This is a genomic window from Sphingopyxis sp. (assembly GCF_035998905.1).
Classification (GTDB): domain Bacteria; phylum Pseudomonadota; class Alphaproteobacteria; order Sphingomonadales; family Sphingomonadaceae; genus Sphingopyxis.
Genome location: NZ_DASYHG010000001.1, coordinates 1 through 16,697, shown reverse-complemented (window position 1 = coordinate 16,697; position 16,697 = coordinate 1). Strand labels below are relative to the sequence as shown.

The 16,697-nt window shown below is 64.3% G+C and carries 16 protein-coding genes; 4 read left to right on the top strand and 12 right to left on the bottom strand.

What is annotated here, in order from left to right; genetic code table 11:
• Positions 1 to 149: 149 nt before the first annotated feature.
• The 11 genes from VGN62_RS00080 to VGN62_RS00030 all read right to left on the bottom strand — a co-directional run bounded on the left by VGN62_RS00080 (position 150) and on the right by VGN62_RS00030 (position 11,267).
• Positions 150 to 389: an SDR family NAD(P)-dependent oxidoreductase gene (locus VGN62_RS00080; RefSeq protein WP_327449926.1), complete on the bottom strand. Its 240-nt coding sequence runs from the start codon at positions 387 to 389 to the stop codon at positions 150 to 152.
• 25 nt (positions 390 to 414) lie between these two features.
• On the bottom strand, positions 415 to 726 hold the full coding sequence (locus VGN62_RS00075; protein WP_294036637.1) for a 2Fe-2S iron-sulfur cluster-binding protein: 312 nt from the start codon (positions 724 to 726) through the stop codon (positions 415 to 417).
• 17 nt (positions 727 to 743) lie between these two features.
• The gene (locus VGN62_RS00070; protein ID WP_414713233.1) at positions 744 to 1,865 is read right to left on the bottom strand and encodes a phosphotransferase; all 1,122 of its coding nucleotides are present in this window, start codon (positions 1,863 to 1,865) and stop codon (positions 744 to 746) included.
• On the bottom strand, positions 1,817 to 2,983 hold the full coding sequence (locus tag VGN62_RS00065; protein ID WP_294036633.1) for an acyl-CoA dehydrogenase family protein: 1,167 nt from the start codon (positions 2,981 to 2,983) through the stop codon (positions 1,817 to 1,819). The genes VGN62_RS00070 and VGN62_RS00065 overlap by 49 nt, the downstream gene beginning before the upstream one ends.
• 55 nt (positions 2,984 to 3,038) lie before the next feature.
• Positions 3,039 to 3,800: a glucose 1-dehydrogenase gene (locus VGN62_RS00060; protein WP_294036631.1), complete on the bottom strand. Its 762-nt coding sequence runs from the start codon at positions 3,798 to 3,800 to the stop codon at positions 3,039 to 3,041.
• 94 nt (positions 3,801 to 3,894) lie between these two features.
• A complete protein-coding gene (locus VGN62_RS00055) occupies positions 3,895 to 6,504 on the bottom strand; it encodes a TonB-dependent receptor (RefSeq protein WP_327449922.1) in 2,610 nt (869 codons plus the stop codon).
• A 35-nt stretch (positions 6,505 to 6,539) separates the two neighbouring features.
• Positions 6,540 to 8,096, bottom strand: a complete 1,557-nt coding sequence (locus VGN62_RS00050; protein ID WP_327449920.1) for an AMP-binding protein — start codon at positions 8,094 to 8,096, stop codon at positions 6,540 to 6,542.
• Positions 8,093 to 8,698 (bottom strand): histidine phosphatase family protein, encoded by a 606-nt coding sequence (locus VGN62_RS00045; protein ID WP_294036628.1) that lies wholly within the window; start codon positions 8,696 to 8,698, stop codon positions 8,093 to 8,095. Before VGN62_RS00045 ends, VGN62_RS00050 begins: the two co-directional genes overlap by 4 nt.
• Before the next feature lie 3 nt (positions 8,699 to 8,701).
• Entirely contained in the window at positions 8,702 to 9,454 is a 753-nt protein-coding gene (locus VGN62_RS00040) for an SDR family oxidoreductase (protein ID WP_062900797.1), read from the bottom strand.
• Positions 9,451 to 10,617, bottom strand: coding sequence for a cytochrome P450 (locus VGN62_RS00035; protein WP_062900798.1), 1,167 nt, complete (start codon positions 10,615 to 10,617; stop codon positions 9,451 to 9,453). The genes VGN62_RS00040 and VGN62_RS00035 overlap by 4 nt, the downstream gene beginning before the upstream one ends.
• Positions 10,614 to 11,267 carry a TetR/AcrR family transcriptional regulator gene (locus VGN62_RS00030; protein ID WP_294036624.1) on the bottom strand — a complete coding sequence of 218 codons (654 nt, stop codon included), beginning with the start codon at positions 11,265 to 11,267 and terminating at the stop codon, positions 10,614 to 10,616. Before VGN62_RS00030 ends, VGN62_RS00035 begins: the two co-directional genes overlap by 4 nt.
• A gap of 151 nt (positions 11,268 to 11,418) precedes the next feature.
• Between VGN62_RS00030 and VGN62_RS00025 the strand changes: the two genes are divergently transcribed.
• Genes VGN62_RS00025 through VGN62_RS00010 form a run of 4 tightly spaced genes read left to right on the top strand, consistent with a single transcriptional unit; the run spans position 11,419 to position 15,259 of the window.
• On the top strand, positions 11,419 to 12,189 hold the full coding sequence (locus VGN62_RS00025; protein WP_202988371.1) for an SDR family NAD(P)-dependent oxidoreductase: 771 nt from the start codon (positions 11,419 to 11,421) through the stop codon (positions 12,187 to 12,189).
• A 21-nt stretch (positions 12,190 to 12,210) separates the two neighbouring features.
• On the top strand, positions 12,211 to 13,335 hold the full coding sequence (locus tag VGN62_RS00020) for a phosphotransferase family protein (RefSeq protein WP_294036619.1): 1,125 nt from the start codon (positions 12,211 to 12,213) through the stop codon (positions 13,333 to 13,335).
• The gene (locus VGN62_RS00015; protein WP_062900802.1) at positions 13,332 to 13,808 is read left to right on the top strand and encodes a hypothetical protein; all 477 of its coding nucleotides are present in this window, start codon (positions 13,332 to 13,334) and stop codon (positions 13,806 to 13,808) included. Before VGN62_RS00020 ends, VGN62_RS00015 begins: the two co-directional genes overlap by 4 nt.
• Positions 13,809 to 13,828: 20 nt before the next feature.
• The gene (locus VGN62_RS00010) at positions 13,829 to 15,259 is read left to right on the top strand and encodes an aldehyde dehydrogenase family protein (RefSeq protein ID WP_062900803.1); all 1,431 of its coding nucleotides are present in this window, start codon (positions 13,829 to 13,831) and stop codon (positions 15,257 to 15,259) included.
• Between the two features lie 54 nt (positions 15,260 to 15,313).
• Here the strand turns inward: VGN62_RS00010 and VGN62_RS00005 are convergent, their stop codons facing one another.
• Positions 15,314 to 16,162: a hypothetical protein gene (locus tag VGN62_RS00005; protein WP_327449906.1), complete on the bottom strand. Its 849-nt coding sequence runs from the start codon at positions 16,160 to 16,162 to the stop codon at positions 15,314 to 15,316.
• Positions 16,163 to 16,697: the final 535 nt, after the last annotated feature.

Here is a 16,697-nt window from a genome sequence, read left to right as displayed (position 1 = left end):
ACCACTGTCTCCACGATCAACATCCCGTTCTCGCCAACTGATCAAAACCAGTCGGCCGACTAAATCCCCGGGATGAAGGGGTCCTTTTTGCACGCCGATCACCCCACGAAGGGGGTGCCTATTGCACGCTGATCCTCAGCTCTGCCGCGTCATAAGCGGCAATGGTGGAGTCTTCGTCGGCCACGTCCATACCCGATCCCGATTGCCTCGCCCCCTGACTTGCGAATATCCGCCCAAAGTTCGTCAAGTCGTTCGGTTCGCCGGGCGGCCGCAATCACCCGTGCGCCCGATCGGGCAAGCAAGGTCGCAAAGCGGCGCCCGATCCCTGACGACGCGCCGGTCACCAGGGCAGTCCGGCCGGTCAGATCGAAAGTGAAATTTGCATGCATGCGCCAGCCTCGTCCTTCCTCACGGTCAATCTTCGGGAGCGATGCGTGCGCGCTTGATGGTCGATTCGGCCAGCCGGACCTGGCACGCGAGGCGCGACTGGCTTGTTCGACAACCGGTCGAATCGAGGAGGTCGTCCTCGTCCGCCGACGGCTCGGACAAATCGCCTCCGGACTCTTCGATATAGACATGGCAGGTCGCGCATGAGCAGCAGCCGCCGCACATCGCGAGCATTTCATCGACGCCGGCATCGCGAATGGCTTCCATCAGCGAATATTCGGGATCGGTGTCGATGATCCGATCGCTGCCGTCGCGCAGGACGATGATAATCTCTGGCATATCTGTTTCCTCAAATTTCAGGCTGACAATGGGTCGCGTCCGGGCCGCGTCTGCGCGACCGCTAGGGCAGCGAGGTCGGGAAAGGCCCGCGCGCGCTCATGCGCTTCTGCCGACGAGGCGGTGCCCCGGATGGCCCGCCCCTTGATCCCGTGGAAGATCGCAGCAAGGCGGAAGAAGTTGAACGCGATGGCGAACGCATAGTCGGTGTCGGGCATGCCGGTTCTGCGGCAATAATCGCCAACATACCGGGCTTCGGACGGAATGCCGAGCGCCTCTAGATCGGCACCCGCAAGCCCTGCCACGATGTGCGGCGGCATCCGGTACATCATCGCATGATAGGCAAAATCGGCCAAGGGATGGCCGAGCGTAGACAATTCCCAGTCGAGAACTGCCACGATCTGCGGTTCGGTCGGGTGGAAGATCATATTGTCGCATCGGAAGTCGCCATGGACGATGGCCGTTGCATTACTTTCCGGAAGATGGGCCGGAAGCCACTCGAGCATATAGTCCATATTCGGATCGCGCCCGGCGAGATCGTCGGCGAGATATTGTTTGGACCAGCGACCGATCTGCCGTGCGAAATAGTCGCCGGGTTTGCCGTAATCGCCGAGTCCCACCGCTAATTGATCGATCGCGTGAAGCCGGGAAATTGTCTCATTCATCGCATCGAAATAGGCGGACCGTTCTGCATGCGGAACAGACGGGAATGTCGCGTCCCAGAAGATCCGGCCCTCGACCATTTCCATGATATAGAAGGGCGTCCCGATAACAGTCGGCTCCTCGCATAACGCGAAGATATGCGGCACGGGAAAGCCGGCCGCCTTGAGCGCCGTCAGCACGCGAACTTCGCGTTCGATGGCGTGAGCGCCAGGGAGCAGCGGCCCCGGCGGCTTCCGCCGGAGCACATAATGCGCGCACGGCGTGCAGAGCCTGTAGGTAGGGTTGGACTGACCGCCTTTGAAACGCTCTATACTGAGCGGCCCCGAAAAACCGTCGACATGCAAAACCAGCCAGTCGCGCAAGGCCGCTTCGTCGAAGGCGAAACCGTCGCGCACAGCCGCCGTGCCCGCCCCGTGCTCGCCTCCCACACTCACAAGCCAGCCTTCCAGTCGCGCTTGATCTTCTTGGCGAGGCTCCATTTGTGGACTTCAGTCGGGCCGTCATAGATGCGGAAGGCACGGACTTCGCGGAACACCTGCTCGACGATCGTCTTGTCGGTGACCCCGGTGCCGCCCATCACCTGGACGCAGCGGTCGGCGACGCGCATCAGCGCTTCCGACACCGCGACCTTTGCCATCGAGCTTTCGACGGTGCCGAGCGAGCCGGTGTCGAGCACGCCCGCGCACCAGTCGATCATCAGCTCGGCCTGTTTCAGGTCGATCATGTTTTCGGCGAGCATGAAGCCGACACCTTCGTGATCGATCAGCGCCTTGCCGAACGCTTCGCGGCGGTTGGCATAGTCGGTCGCAATCTCGTGCGCGCGGATGCACGCGCCCAGCCAGCGCATGCAGTGCGACAGGCGCGCAGGCGAGAGACGGACCTGCGCATAACGAAAGCCTTCGCCCGCTTCGCCCAGCATCTGGTCGGCCGGAATGCGGAGGCTATCGATAGTGATCGTTGCGTGGCCGCCGGGCATCGAGCTGTCGATCGTGTTGGGTACGTCGTCGATGCGGATCGCGGGGTCCGGTAGGTCGACGAGGAACATGCAGGCGCCCTGTTCGGACTTCGCCATCACAATGCCCACCCGCGCGCCCAGCGCGCCGGTGATGAAGGTCTTGCGGCCGTTGACGACCCAGTGATTGCCGTCGAGGTGGCACGTCGTTTTCATCATCGACGGGTCAGATCCTGCGCCGCCCTCTTCGGCAGGCTCCGTCATGAAGAAGGCCGAACGGACGCTGCCTTCGACCATAGGCTTGAGAAACCGCTCCTTAAGTTCCGGACTCCCCTCCTTGCCCAGCAGATACATATTGCCCTCGTCGGGTGCCATCGTGTTACAGGCGAGCGGGCCGAGCGGCGACAGGCCGCTCTTGATCAGCACGACCGCGGTCTCGCGCTGGTTCAAATGACCGCCGTCGCCCAGGATATGCGGCGTCAACACCCCGGCGTTGCGGGCATGTTCGCGCATTTCCATCACGAGGTCGTCGGTCGGTGCGCCATGATGGTCGCGGCGCGGATCCTTCTCGTAGGGAACGACGGTTTCGCGGACAAAGGTTTCGACCTTCGCGGCGATGGCGAGGGCGCGGTCAGAGATACTCATCGGCTATTGGCTCCGATCCTAATTGATGGGGTGGTTGCGGCATGCCGTGCTGGGGTCACATCGCCGAAAGTCCGCCATCGATCACTAGCTCGGCACCCGTCACGAAGCTTGCTTCGTCCGAACAGAAATAGAGCGCGGCGTTCGCGACATCGCCAGGCACGCCGACACGCCCGAGCGGAATCTGGCGGGCAAGCTTGGCCAGGACATCTTCGCGCGCCTGCCCCGCCGTCAGCCCGTCGAGCAAGGGTGTGTCGATGAAGGTCGGATGGAGCGAATTGCAGGTGATCTTGCCGCCCATTTTGGCGCAGTGTAGCGCGACCGACTTGGTCAGGTGACGCACCGCCGCCTTAGCCGAATTGTAGGCGGCGAGGTTGCCCGCCGCGACAATCCCCGAAATCGACGAGATATTCAGGATCGCGCCGCCGCCGCTCTGTCGCATCAGCGGCAGGCAGCTGCGCATGCCATAGAAGACCCCATCGAGATCGATGGCGTGCGTCCGCTTCCAGTCCTCGATCGAGATTTCTTCGACCGAACCCGTCAAGCAGATTCCGGCGTTGTTCACGAGGATGTGAAGTGCTCCGAAGGCGTCCTCTATAACCGGCAAGGCGGCTGCCCAATCGGCCGGATCGGCAACGTCGATCCTCAACGCCACCGCTCCGCCGCCGAAATGGCGAGCAACCTCGCTCGCTGCCGCGAGATTGACATCGGAGACGATCACGCGTGCGCCTTCGTCCGCGAAGCGCCGCGCTATCGCCGCGCCGAGCCCCGATCCCGCGCCGGTGACCAGCGCCACCTTGCCTTCCAGCCTGCCTGTCATACTCTCATTCCCTGATGGTGGCGCGGGGCCGTCTGGCCCGCCCTCCCGTTGCCATTATGCGGCGGAAAAGCGGACTTTCGGTTGCTCCGGATCGTCAGAAGCGCATCGTTGCTTCGACGCCGTAGGTGCGCGGGGCACCGCGAGCGAGATAGTCGAGGTAGAAGGCGTTGAGGTTCAGACCATATGTATAATAGAATTTGTTGGTCAGATTCTTGCCCCACAGCGCGACCGAGAAGCGCTCGTCGAACGTATAAGTCGCTCTGGCATTGAAGAGGACATAGTCGGGATTGCCGCAAGCGATCTCGGGCGTCGCCGCAAGCACCAGCGAACCTGCGGCGGGCTTGTCGCAGGGATTCTGGCCGTAGGAACCGAACGGGTCGAAGAAATATTTACCCATATATTGGACGTCGCCGCGAACCTGGAACTTGTGCGGACCGCTGTCGACCAGCGTCACGTCGACCCCCGCCGACGCAGTCCATTTGGGTGCGTTGGGGAACTGGTTGCCGTTGATGTTGCGTGTCAGGCTGGCCGGATCGGTCGGGTCGATCTTGTTGCCTTTATATTTGCTGTTGAGATAGCCCACCGAGGCGTCGAAGCGGATCGCGTCGGTAGCCTGCAGGGCGAGCTCGGCCTCGCCGCCAAAAACGCGGCCGTTTGCGGCACGCAGGAAGGATGTCGCGCCGATGATCTGGGCGATCTGCTGGTTCGAATAATCATAATAGAAGCCGGCGAGATTGAGCTGGAGCTTGTTGTCGAGCAGTCGCGTCTTCAACCCGACCTCATAGGCATTCACCTTCTCGGGATCGAGGAAATAGACCTGGCTCACATCCTGATAAGCGAGTCCGTTATAGGTGCCCGAACGATAACCGCGGCTGTAGCTCGCATAGCCCATCACATCGTCGCTGAACTTATAGTCGACGACGAGGCGCCCGGTGAGTTCGCCCGAGGATTCCTTCTGGTTCAACGCCGGAAGGTTTGGATCATCGGGCGAACTGTAAGGGACAAGGTTAGCGATCGGGGTCACCCCGTCCAGCCCGAAGAGGACCGTCCGCGCATTCTGATATTTCACCTTGTCCCATGTGTAGCGCAGGCCAAGCGTGATGCTGAGCTGATCCGTGACATCCCAGACCGCCTCTCCATAAATGGCGGTTGAGGGCCGCTTGAGCGTGAAGCGCTGGTCTCCGGCGATCGGTCCGAACGGTGGGGCGCCCGCCGCGAAGCAGGCGTTCTGCGCCGCAGTCCCGCCAGCCGTATTCGTCGCGGCCACGTCGGCGTTGAACGCGATCAGCGTGCGCGCGTCGAAATAGCCTGCGGGGTTGATCACGACGGGAGCGCAGAAGCCCGGGTCGGTCGGGGTCAACGACGGGTCGAGCGCAAAGGCCGGTAGCGTCCGCAGCGAATTGCCGACCGCGATCGGGATATTGCCATAGTTTCCGGGCAGGCCGAGCCCCGAAAGGATCGGGCGCAGAAAGCCGAAGAAATCGGGCTCATTGTGCGTGTCGATCTTGTCCTGGCCATAATAGAGACCACCGATCAGTTTCAGCCGGTCGCCGTCATAGGTCAGGCGCAGGTCCTGGTTGAAACTCTTGCTCGCGCTGTCGTAGCGGATCGCGCAGATATTGTTCGGCGAGCCGTCGCAATCAAACGGAGCGAGGCGATAGCGGCCGACATCATAGCCGGTGATCGAGGTCAGGGTGAGGTCGTTCCCGAGTTCGGCCTCGATATTGAGCGACAGCCCTTTCGACCGGGTAAAATATTCGCCGCCGGTATCCGACTGGACCTCGTTTCGCTTCAGCAGCCGACCCCCGAGTTCGGGCCTGGGATCGAAGCGCGAATAGCCCCCGGCGTCGGTGCGGCCCTGAAGATAGCCGATACCATAGGGCAGATCCTGCCGCGGGTCATTTTTGGCATAATAGGCCTTGAGGTTGATATCGATCGTATCGACCGGCTTGAAGCGAAGCGAGATGCGGCCCGCGATCGAATCGGTGGTGCCGAAGTCCAGGTTCTGTGTCGGATTGAACGTATAGCCATCGCCCTTGCTTCGCGTGAAGGCGGCGCGAATGCCCGCCTTGTCCTCAGCGAGGGTCAGCTCGACCGCGCCCTCGGCCTTGATCGTGTCATAATTGCCGTAGCCGAGCGTCAGATAACCGTTGTTGCCCGAGAGATCGGGCTTGCGGGTGATGAAGTTGATCGCGCCGCCCGTCGTATTGCGGCCGTAAAGCGTGCCCTGCGGCCCGCGCAGGACTTCGACGCGCTCGAGATCATAAAGCTGCTGGCCGTGGCTCGCGCGGAAGCTCTGATAGACTTCGTCGACATAGACCCCGACCGGAGATGCCGTCGAAGCCGAAAACTCGTTGGCGACCGAGATGCCGCGGAGCGAGAAATTGGGCTGCGTATCCGAATAGGCCGAGGTCACCTGGATATTGGGCAGGCTGCCCATGAGGTCACTCGTCTCGCTGACCCCGCGCGCCGCGAGATCTTCGGACGAGAAGGCAGAGATGGCGGCGGGAACATCCTGAAGATTCTGCGACCTCTTCTGGGCGGTCACGACGATGTCGCTGAGCCCGCCCGCGCTCGTCGTTTCGTCGGTCGTAGCGGCATCCTGCGTCGCCGGTGCGTCCTGCGCCCCCGCCGGGACGGCCGCGAGCGCAATCATGCTCCCGGCGATGAAAAGGGCGGTTTTTCTGGTATTATTATAAGTCATTTTCGCTCTCCCTGAAAATGTTCGTCGAAATCTCGTCAGCTGCCCCCGTCTCGTGCGGGCGCCAACATTCGAAGGTCGATCATGCGTCCGGCTTCCCGGCTCGCGTCGCGCAGCTTCTGCTTGTGGATCTTGCCGGTTTCGGTCCGGCCGACGCTTTCGAAGCGCCAGAGGCGCGGGCGCTTCGGCCCGGCGAGGGTCGCTGCGATGTCGGCGGCGATCCGCCGCGCGAGTTCGATGTCGTGCGGCCCCGTCGCGGCGTCGCTCTCGACGAGAACCGCGACGACTTCGCCGAGATCGGAGTAGGGAAGCCCGAAGACCGCGCAGTCGCGCACCGCGGGATGCTCGATCAGCGCCGCTTCGACTTCGCTCGGATAGACATTCACACCGCCCGAGATGATGGTGAAATTCCGCCGGTCGGTGAGGAACAGAAAGCCGTCGTCGTCGACATGGCCGATGTCGCCCATCGTGGCCCAGCCGTGCGCGTCGAGCGCGCCGCGCGTCTTCTCGGGATCATTGTGATATTCGAGCCCGGCCTTGCCCTCGAAATAGACGGTGCCCGTCGTTCCGGGCGGCACTTCGCGACCATCGTCATCGAGAATATGAATCGTGCAGCCGAAGGCCCGTCCGACGCTGCCCGGCCGGGCGAGCCATTCGGGCGAGCTTATGTGCGTAAAGCCAACGCTTTCGGTGCCCGAATAATATTCGTGGAGGATCGGCCCCCACCAGTCGATCATCGCGCGCTTCACCGAAGGCGGGCATGGCGCGCCGGCATGGATCGCGCAGCGGTGCGACGACAGATCCTGCGCCGCCCGCGCATCCCCGGGCAACGCGAGCAGACGCGAGAACATCGTTGGCACCCACTGGCTGTGCGTCACCCGCTCGCGCTCGATCAGACCGAGCGCTGCGGCGGCATCGAATTTCTCCATGCCGACAAGTTTGGCGCCGGCGCGCAGCAGGTTCATCGCGAAGCGCAGCGGGGCCGCGTGGTAGAGTGGCGCGGGCGACAGAAAAATGGTGTCGGCATCGAAGCCGAACAGGGCCGCGCCGCGCTCGACGCGGCGGCCGTCGCTGCCCAATTCTTCGCCGGCCAGCGGACGGCGCACGCCCTTGGGCCGGCCCGTCGTTCCCGAGGTGTAGAGCATGTCGCCGCCCTCGATCGCGGGCGGCGGCGAATGGTCGCCAGGCGCCGCGGCGAGAGGCGGTAAGCCGCCGCCATCGTCGAGGCCGTAGCGTCTGAGGTCGAGGCCCTCCGAGGCCGCCGCGCCAAGCGCGGCGAGGTCGGGCGAAGCGATCAGAACGCGGGCCCCGCTGTCCTCGAGGATGTAGCGCACCTCTCCGGGGGTCAGCCTGGTCGGGATCGGCAGAAAATAGAGACCCGAACGCTGCGCCGCCCAGGCAAGTCCGAGAAATTCGGGCCGGTTCGAGACGAGCAGCGCGACGACATCGCCCTGCGATAGTCCTTCGTGCCAAAGCAGCGCGGCGACGCGCGCGCTGAACCGGTCGAGATCGCCGTAGGTCCAGCGCCGCGCGCCGAAGACGAGCGCTTCGCGGTCCGGGTCGCGCGCGGCGATCGCGGCGGGCGACCAGTTCATGCCGACGCGCCCGAGAACCGGCCCGACAAATGCGCGGTCTCGTTGACGCTAACGACCGCGAGGCGATCGAGCGATGAGCCGGCAAGCCGCGTGATCGATCCATAATCGGGCAGGAAATGGCCCATGCCGTCGAGGCCGAGCGCCTGCCCGAGCAGGATATTGATCGGAAAACCGTGGGTGAAGATCGCGACGGTCTCGAGGTGGCGCCGCGCGAGGAGATCGGCGTAGGCGTCGAGCGTCTCCGAACGGAAGCGCTTCGGGTCGATCCCGAAATAGCCGATCGGATCGCCAAGGAAGCGGCGCCATTCCGCCTCGCCGCGTGCCCGGATGATCTCGGCATTGGCATAATCGACCCCGTAACGATCGACTTCGCCGAGATTGGCGATCGCCTCGGGAACAATAGCGAGCCGGTCGGCGAGCGGCTGCGCGGTCCCCGCGGCGCGCGCCATGCCGCTATGAAAGATGGCATCGACCGCGGTTTCGGCAAGATATTGGCCGACATGCCCGGCCTGCTCGCGGCCGAGCGCCGACAGCGGCGGATTGGCGGGGGTAGCACCGGCCTGGGTTTCGGGCTTGCCGTGGCGGACGAGGATCAGCTTCATCGTTCAGCCCCGCCCCGCCAGCGTGCGCAGCGCATGAAAGCCGCCATCGACCTTGAGATCGACGCCATTGACCCAGCTCGCGCGCGACGACAGCAGGAAGAAGATGGCCTGGGCGATTTCCTCAGGCCGGCCGTGACGGCCCGTGAGGGCTTCGGCCGCGGCGATCCGGTCCGCGCCCATCGAGCTGCGGAAATCGGCGAGGATCGGCGTCTCGACCGGGCCCGGACTGACGCAATTGACGCGAATCCGGCGCGAGCTGAAAGCGGCCGCCTCATGGAGCATCCAGCGGTTGAGCAGCGCCTTTGAATGTTCGTAGGCCAATGTCCCGTCGAGGGTCGAAAGCTCGGCCTGCAATTCGCGGGGCCCGAGGCCCAGAAGCCAGTCTTTCGCGGCATCGTCGAGCGAACAGCGCGCAGCCGTGATGCTCGACACGGCGACGATGCTCGCGCCCTCGGCCAGCCGCCCCGCCAGCGCGTCGGTCAGTTGCCGCGGCGCGAGCAGGTTCACCGCGAGCACCGCCGCCGTCGGCGCCGTCCCGGGCAAGCCGGCGACATGCGCGATAGCGGCAAGCGGCCCATCGATCTGCTCCGCCGCGCGGGCGATCGCTTCGGACGAGGCAAGGTCGCAGACGATGTCACAACCGGGCCCCGCGGCGCGGTCGAGACCGATCGGCCGATACCCCGCGTCGACGAGGTCGCGGTAGAGCGCGCGGCCGATGCCGCTCGCCGAACCCGTGACAAGGATCGTGCCGCTCATTGCCAGCGCACCTTCATCGCCGACCAGCCGGTAAACCAGTTGGACGGCAGCCGCTCGGGATCGCCGACGAGCTCGATCGTCTCAATATGGCGTCCGAGCGCTTCGAACAGCAGCCGTGTCTCGAGCCGCGCGAGATGCGCGCCGAGACAGAAATGCGGTCCGATCCCGAAGCCCATATGCGGGTTAGGCTTGCGGTCGAGAACCAGTCTGCCCGCTTCGCGGAACATTTTCTCGTCGTGATTGCCGCTCGCGAACCACAGGACGACCTTGTCGCCTTTCGCGATCGCCTGCCCGGCGATCACCGTGTCGGCCGAGGCCGTGCGGCGCATGTGCGTGACCGGCGAGACGAAGCGGCACATTTCCTCGGTCGCGGTCGGCAGCAGTTCGCCATGATCGCGCAGGAGCGGATAATCGCCTTGCCGCACCAATTGTGCGAGACCGCCGGTAACGAGAAAGCGCGTCGTCTCGTTGCCGGCGATGGTCAGCAGCATGAAATAGGCGTCGAGCAGTTGCTGCGGCTCTTCGCCCTCCGGAAAATCGGCCTCGACAAGCAGGGTCGCAAGATCGTCGGCGGGCTGCCGGCGCTTCAATGCGCCAAGGTCACGGAAATAGTCGAAGAGATGCTGGCGTGCACCCGCCTGCTCCGCGTCGCTCGCATTGACGTCGGACATCAGATTGGCCGAGTCGACGAGCGCCGGCGCTTCCTCGGGGGGCACGCCGAGCATGTCGGCGATGACGAGCATCGGCAGCCGGACCGCGATGCGATCGACAAAATCGAAGGCCTCACCGTGCGGCGCCGCGAGCACCAGTTCCTCAGCGATGCGCGCGAATGCCTCGGTTCGCCGCTCGACCACCGAGCGCGACAGGCCGGGCATGACGATCGAGCGCAGCCGCGAATGGAGCGTGCCGTCGCTGTTGTGGACGCTGGGCGCCCCATGGCCTTCGGCGCGGCGATCCTTGATCTGGGTTCCCTGCCCCGAGATGAAGAGCTGACCCTCGCGCGCCGCCGCCGAGATGTCCGCGTAACGGACGAGCGACCAGAAGCCCGGTCCGTCGGGCTCCTGGTTGAAAGCCAGGCCCTCCCTGCCACGCAGGCCGCGAAACAGCTCATGCTCGCGCGAACTCTGGAAGGGCGCGATATCGAGGAGATCGACCGGGCTCATGCCGTCGCTCCGCGGATCGTCCGATACCAGATCAGGGCGCAGCTGCGACCGAGCCGCTCGATGGTTGCCGCATCGGGATCATCGACCGCAAGCCCGATCTCGACATAGGCAAGCTGTTCGGTAAGCGCACTCAGCCCCGCCGCGACCATCGCGGCGTCGTCGAGTGGAGGAATCTCGCCGCTCGCGACGAGCTGATCGAACCAGCGATGCGTTCGCCCGACATAGCGGTTGCGAATCTTGAGCCACATTTCGCGAAACTCGATCTCGTCGTTCCGCGCCGCGACTTCGCGCGCCACGCGAAGCAGTTTCCGGTTCTGCGAATATTCGCGGAAGAACTGGATATTGCGCCGCTCGAGCTGCGCAAGGGTGACCGCGCCATCCTCGCCCACTTCGCGCCCCGAGGTGTGACGGAGCTGCGCATTCATCCGGTCGAGGACCGCGACGAGGATCTCGGCCTTGTCCTTGAAGTGTCGATAGAAGAGGCCGTGGCTCACCCCGGCCTTGGTGTTGATGTCGACGACGCGGGTCGCTTCGTAACCACGCTGCCCGAAGACCTCGGTCGCCGCATCGAGCATGCGCTCACGAGTCGCTTGCCCCTTGGGGGTGGGCGGCAGCGCCTGCTCAGCCTTGCTGTTTGGATCTTGCTCCATCGGCACCCTCGATTCCATTCATTCATTGTCTTTTCGACTTGCACTCATAGTGCAAGAATGTAAAAGTGATGTCAATGTCACTTTTACATTGCCGAGCCAAGCGCGCTCCCGGCTCGGAAAGATGGCAAAAACATATAGGGAAGAGGAGAGCATGATGGGCCGACTAGACGGCAAGATTGCCATTATCACCGGCGCGACGGGCGGGATCGGATCGGCGACCGCGCGCAAATTTCTCGGCGAAGGCGCAAGCGTCATGATCGCCGGCCGTGATGCAGGACGACTCGCCGAGGCGGCCGCAGCACTGGGCGAAAGCGACCGCGTCGCGACCTGTGCCGGGCATCCCGCCGAAGAGGCCGATGTGGCGGCGCTCGTTGCGGCAACCCTCGCGCGCTTCGGGCGGCTCGACATCCTCGTCGCCAACGCGGGATCGGAAGGCAGCGTCATCCCGCTGGTGATGGCCGACGTCGAGAGTCTCGACGAGGTGATGCGCGCCAACATCCGCAGCACCTTCCTCGCGATCAAGCATGGCGGGATCGCGATGGCCGAAACGGGCGGCGCGATCGTCACCATGTCGTCGGTGACCGGCGAGGTCGGGGTTCCGGGCATCGGCCCCTATGCCGCCACCAAACATGCGATCCTCGGTCTCACCAAGGTCGCCGCGCTTGAGCTTGCCGCGAGCAACATCCGGGTGAACAGCGTCGCTCCCGCCCCGATCGACAATGCGATGATGCAGTCGATCGAGGAGCAGGCGGCGCCCGGCGATCCCGCTGCCGCGCGCGCGGGCTTTTCTGGGCTGATCGCGATGCGCCGCTACGGCCGCAACGAAGAGGTTGCGAATGTCATCGCCTTTCTCGCCAGCCCCGAAGCCAGCTATGTCACGGGTGCGACCTATGCCGTCGACGGCGGCTTCCTGGCGGCCTGACAAAAAGCGAGGGAAGAGACAATGAACGACACCGAACCCCTGCTCGCCACGCTGCTCGAAGAACGCAAGGCGCGGCGCGGTCTGCCGCCCTATCTTCCGCAGGAGGATCGCGCGGTCGCGGCGCTGCTGCAAAGCTGGTACGATGAGCGGGAGCCGGGCGCGAATGTCCGCGACGTCGCGCGCATGGGCGGCGGCGCATCGCGCGAGCAGTTCATCTTCACGCTCGAGCGCGACGGCACCGAACGCCGCTATATTCTGCGCATGGACCCGACCGAGGGCATCACCGAGACGAGCCGTGCGCGCGAATATGAGATATTGCGCGCGTTCGAAGGCACGCTTCCGGTTCCCGCCGCAGTCTGGCTCGACATCGACGCCGACCATTTCCCCTGCCCCGCAATGATCGTCGAGGTCGTTGCGGGTGTGACCAAGCCAACCTCGGACCAGCTTTCGGTGACGGGTCTCGGCACCATATTGGGCGATCCACTTCGCGACATCATCCGCCCGCAATTCCTGGGGCATCTGGCGACCATCCACAATTTCGACTGGAGCACGGCCGATCTGCCCTCCTTTACCGCGCCGACGGACGATCCCAAGCAGCCGACGCGCTGGCTGATCCAGTTCTGGAAGGAATTGCTCGAGCAGGATGCGGTGACCAAGGAGCCCGTGCTTCGCCTCGCGACGCAGTGGCTCGAGGATAATGTGCCCGACTGCGAGAAAATCTCGGTCGTCCACGGCGACTATCGCACCGGCAATTATCTCTTCGAAGAAGCTGACGGTCGGATCACCGCGATCCTCGACTGGGAGATGTGCTACCTCGGCGATCTCCACGCCGATCTCGCCTGGGCGATCCAGCCGGTGTTCGGCAGCCATATCGACGGCGTCTTTCGCGGCAGCGATCTCGCCCCGCCCGCACAATTCCTCGCCGAATATGAGGCCGCGAGCGGCAATCGAGTCGATCCAGCAAAGCTGCATTATTTCACCATGTTCAACGCGTGGAAGAGCTACATCCTCGTCGCCGCGCTCGGCGTGCGCGCCGCGCGCCAAGCGCATAACCACCAGGATGTGCTGCTCACCTTCCTTGCCGCGACCGGGCCGTTGTTCGTCGACGAGCTGGCGCGGCTCCTCATGATGGAGGAAAGCCAGTGAACCCCTCGGTCGACGATCGCCTCAACAGCGTGCTGCGCGCGCTGCAGTCCGTGGTGTTGCCCGCGCTTCCCGAAAGCGCCAATCTCGCGCGCGAGCAGATCATGCTCGCCATGGGGCATATCCAGATCATCCAGGCGCAGCGCGACGCGACCCCCGCCCATGAGGCCGGGGAACTCGCCGACATGTCCGATATGGCCCGCGAGATGCTGGCGATCGCAGGGGGAGGCGAACCCATCGCCGCCGCCCGCGCCGCCCTCGCCGCCCGGCTCGCCGACGAGGATGGCCTGTCGCGCGATCGCGCCGAGGCGATCCGCGAGGCGATCGACGCGCTGCTGCGCACTGCGCACGCAGGCGGTGAACGCGATTATCACCGCCGCCTTGCCGCAGCGATCCTGCCGCTTGGCCGCGCACGCGCGGCCAAAGACCGCGCCTGGTTCGCCCCGATGGGCTTCGACAGCGAGATGAGCGCGTGAGCGCAAATGGAGAAATGGGCATGACGATCGATCGCGATTTCCGAATGCTGATAGGCGGACAGCTGGTGCCGGGCGCGGCACAGCTGGCGGTGGAAAATCCCGCGACCGGCGACATTTTCGCCGCAGCCCCCGACGCGTCGCCGACCGATCTCGACGCCGCGGTCGCCGCGGCGCGTGCCGCCTTTCCGGGCTGGCGCGATACACCGGTCGAGGCGCGCCGCGAGGCGATCATCGCGCTCGCCGACCGGCTGATCGCCGAAGTCGAGCCGATGAAGCGGCTGCTTACCCGCGAGCAGGGCAAACCGCACAAGGATGCCGCCGAGGAATTGCTGGGCGCGGCAAGCTGGCTCAAGGCGGCAGCGAGCCTCGACATTCCCGTCACGGTCAACGAGGACAGCGCCGAGCGCTACAGCGAAACCCGGCACGTCCCGATCGGCGTGGTGGCGGCGATCGCGCCGTGGAACTATCCGCTGATCCTCGCCTCGTTCAAGCTCGGACCGGCGCTGCTCGCGGGCAATTGCGTTATATTGAAGCCCTCGCCTTTCACTCCGCTCACCGCGCTGAAGCTCGGCGAACTAGCCGCCGACATTTTCCCGGCGGGCGTGCTCAATGTGATCAGCGGCGGCGATGCGCTCGGCCCCTGGCTCACCAGCCATGCCGGGATCGACAAGGTCAGCTTCACCGGCTCGACGGCGACGGGCAAGAAGGTGATGGCCGCAGCGTCGGACACGCTGAAGCGCGTGACCCTCGAGCTTGGCGGTAACGACCCCGCGATCGTCATGCACGATGTCGATGCCGAGGCGATCGCCGAGCAGATTTTCTGGGCTGCGTTCGGCAATGGCGGGCAGATCTGCATCGCCTCGAAGCGCATCTATGTCCACGAACAGGTCTATGATGCGCTGCGCGACGCTCTCGTCGCCTATGCCCGCACGGTAAAGGTCGGCGACGGGGCCGAGCTGGGCACGCAGATCGGACCGGTCAATAACAGTCTGCAATATAAGCGCGTGCTAGAACTAATCCGCGACGCGCGCGCGCAAGGCTATGAGTTCCTGACCGGCGGCGAGGAAGCGCCGGGGACCGGTCATTTCATCCCGGTCACAATCATCGACAATCCCCCCGAAGATAGCCGTATCGTTCAGGAAGAGCAGTTCGGCCCGGTACTGCCGCTCCTCAAATTCGGTGATTATGACGAGGCAATTGCGCGCGCCAACGCATGCGAATACGGCCTTGGCGCAACTGTCTGGGGGGCGGACGAAGACTCCGCCTGGGCGCTGGCCGAACGGATCGAGAGCGGCAATGTATGGGTCAACGAAACTCGCCACCTCTCGCCCTTCGTAGCTTTTGCCGGACACAAGCAATCGGGGTTTGGGGTCGAGAATGGCCAAGAGGGGCTTCTCGAGTACCTTCTGCCTAAGACGATCACCCGCAAGCGCGCGCCGGGTAGTCAATGAGCCGCGTAGCGGACCAGCATTCGGTCCGCTACGCGCCAGCAACGCAGGACGATATCAGGCCGCCATCGCCCGGCGACCTGCCTCGACAAGAAATCGTCGTCGCCGCGCTTGCAGTTCGGCGACGTAGCCGCGCCCCTCGCGTAGCTCGATTATCCGTCGAAGGAGGCGATCCGTCGCGACATCGACATCAGCGCGCCCGTCGTGGGACCGCCGCCAGCGTGCCAGCAGCCATGCGACGCCAATCGTATCGCATTCACAGGCTTCCTGCACGGCGTCCCACTTGCCCGCATAAATGAGCCCCGTGACTGCGAACGCTGGCGCCGTCATCTTGGCCGGGATATCCAGCGCAGCCAACACCTCGGCCAGATGAATCGGCTTCATCTTGAACCCGCCGGTCACGATGCGAGCGAAGTCGAGGTGGCGAGCAGGATCGTTGCCGCCGAACGACAGCCAGCGCCAGCCGCGGGGAAGCGTCAGGCCATGCTTGTAGGCCGCCATCATGATCAGCGGAATGTCGTGCACCATCCCCGCCCACGTCACGAGCTCGGCATCTGGCCAGGTCTGCAGCAGCTGGAACAGGCCGGCCACGATCGCCCGCTCGTCATGGTCCGGCTGGCTCAACGTCACGAACTGCGCGATGTCCAGGTTACCGTCGGCATGCTCGGTCAGCACCATGACCGACGCAGTGACGATGGTCTGGAACACCCAGCGCGGGCAGGTCAGCGGGTCTTCGCTGCGCGTATAGCCGCGGCGCGCGAGCTGGTTGTTGTCGTTACCGGGGCTATACCGCTCTGTGGCCTGGTAACGGCGATGACCGCTTTCATCGATGACGGCGGACTCGACGTCGAGCACGATATAGGAGCGCGGTCGGCGTTCAACGCCGATACGGGGTTCGTATTTCATAGATATTTCCTTTGAAATGCGCGGCAGGCTCGGCCCGCCGCAGTGTTCAGTGGTTTTGAGAATGATGGGCGCTGGCACCGGCCCCGATTATTTGTCGCTGGCGCGCGGCTGGGACGTGTGCGTCTTGATACGCGTGCGCGTCTCGGCGGCGACACGTTCTATGCGGGCCAAGGCTCGACAATGTCCGCCCGCGATGTCGGAGGGCGCTCCCGCCAGACATTCGAACGCGCCATCGCTGCCCAGCCGGATCGTAACTTTCCCGCATTCCGACACCAATATCACCGGCGCATTGCTGTCGCCCGACCAGGGTCGGCATCGAAAGATGTGGATCAAATGTTGGTTGCGCATAACTGCCAGATACCCACGCGGCCAGGACTTGCCGGTGTGGGCCTGACCTGTCAAACGGCGTTCAAAAGGGACCCCCGATCGGCGTCGAAGAGGGACCCCTTTTCGGATATGATGTTGGTTTGTTGAAGATGGCCTTGCGCTGCGTGCGGCGGAGGGCGGGCGTAGCCCGACCGGAGGCGCGCGCAGC

Coding starts and splice junctions, on each gene's coding strand:
- VGN62_RS00060 (WP_294036631.1), bottom strand. CDS start 3,800: ATGACAGGCAGGCTGGAAGGCAAGGTGGCGCTGGTCACCGGCGCGGGA.
- VGN62_RS00050 (WP_327449920.1), bottom strand. CDS start 8,096: ATGAACTGGTCGCCCGCCGCGATCGCCGCGCGCGACCCGGACCGCGAA.
- VGN62_RS00030 (WP_294036624.1), bottom strand. CDS start 11,267: ATGGAGCAAGATCCAAACAGCAAGGCTGAGCAGGCGCTGCCGCCCACC.
- VGN62_RS00025 (WP_202988371.1), top strand. CDS start 11,419: ATGATGGGCCGACTAGACGGCAAGATTGCCATTATCACCGGCGCGACG.
- VGN62_RS00080 (WP_327449926.1), bottom strand. CDS start 389: ATGCATGCAAATTTCACTTTCGATCTGACCGGCCGGACTGCCCTGGTG.
- VGN62_RS00075 (WP_294036637.1), bottom strand. CDS start 726: ATGCCAGAGATTATCATCGTCCTGCGCGACGGCAGCGATCGGATCATC.
- VGN62_RS00065 (WP_294036633.1), bottom strand. CDS start 2,983: ATGAGTATCTCTGACCGCGCCCTCGCCATCGCCGCGAAGGTCGAAACC.
- VGN62_RS00035 (WP_062900798.1), bottom strand. CDS start 10,617: ATGAGCCCGGTCGATCTCCTCGATATCGCGCCCTTCCAGAGTTCGCGC.
- VGN62_RS00010 (WP_062900803.1), top strand. CDS start 13,829: ATGACGATCGATCGCGATTTCCGAATGCTGATAGGCGGACAGCTGGTG.
- VGN62_RS00005 (WP_327449906.1), bottom strand. CDS start 16,162: ATGAAATACGAACCCCGTATCGGCGTTGAACGCCGACCGCGCTCCTAT.
- VGN62_RS00055 (WP_327449922.1), bottom strand. CDS start 6,504: ATGACTTATAATAATACCAGAAAAACCGCCCTTTTCATCGCCGGGAGC.
- VGN62_RS00020 (WP_294036619.1), top strand. CDS start 12,211: ATGAACGACACCGAACCCCTGCTCGCCACGCTGCTCGAAGAACGCAAG.
- VGN62_RS00040 (WP_062900797.1), bottom strand. CDS start 9,454: ATGAGCGGCACGATCCTTGTCACGGGTTCGGCGAGCGGCATCGGCCGC.
- VGN62_RS00045 (WP_294036628.1), bottom strand. CDS start 8,698: ATGAAGCTGATCCTCGTCCGCCACGGCAAGCCCGAAACCCAGGCCGGT.
- VGN62_RS00070 (WP_414713233.1), bottom strand. CDS start 1,865: ATGGAGCCTCGCCAAGAAGATCAAGCGCGACTGGAAGGCTGGCTTGTG.